The following is a 378-nucleotide window of genomic DNA, read 5'->3' on the forward strand; positions in this document are numbered from 1 at the left end:
ACGCCTACCAGCAGCGCCCCGCCAAAACAGATCAGTTGCCGTTTGGTAAGGCCAAACACAACCTTGGATTTCACATGGGTTAAGTCCTTGGGGACAGTTACATAAGCCATCTGGCACCTCCTTTCACGACGGGTTTAGGGTAAGATCACATTCCACTTCGTTGCCCCACGCATCCCAGCCGGGGCATTTCTGTCTGGCAAACAGCTCCACGCGGGGCAAGTCGCCCGCCAGCTCTACGATCTTGTCACGGGTCACATCCGGCTTTTTGCTGTGCTGTTCAATCGGGCTGATAATGAACTGATGGACAGCGGCAGAATGACGTTTCGGTTTGCCGCGCTTTGCCAGCAGGCAGATTTCCGCGTTCCCCCTTGTCCAGTA

At 55.3% G+C, this 378-nt stretch carries 2 protein-coding genes; both read right to left on the bottom strand.

All coding sequences use genetic code 11. The features are described from left to right. Positions 1-110, bottom strand: a 110-nt coding sequence (locus ACQRBH_RS17370; RefSeq protein ID WP_427762709.1) for a PrgI family protein, incomplete at its 3' end; no start/stop codon positions are given. Positions 111-123: 13 nt separating this feature from the next. Then, positions 124-378: MT-A70 family methyltransferase (locus ACQRBH_RS17375; RefSeq protein ID WP_427762708.1), on the bottom strand; the 255-nt coding region annotated here is incomplete at its 5' end.

Source organism: Bariatricus sp. SGI.161, assembly GCF_050313695.1.
GTDB lineage: Bacteria > Bacillota > Clostridia > Lachnospirales > Lachnospiraceae > JAFBIX01.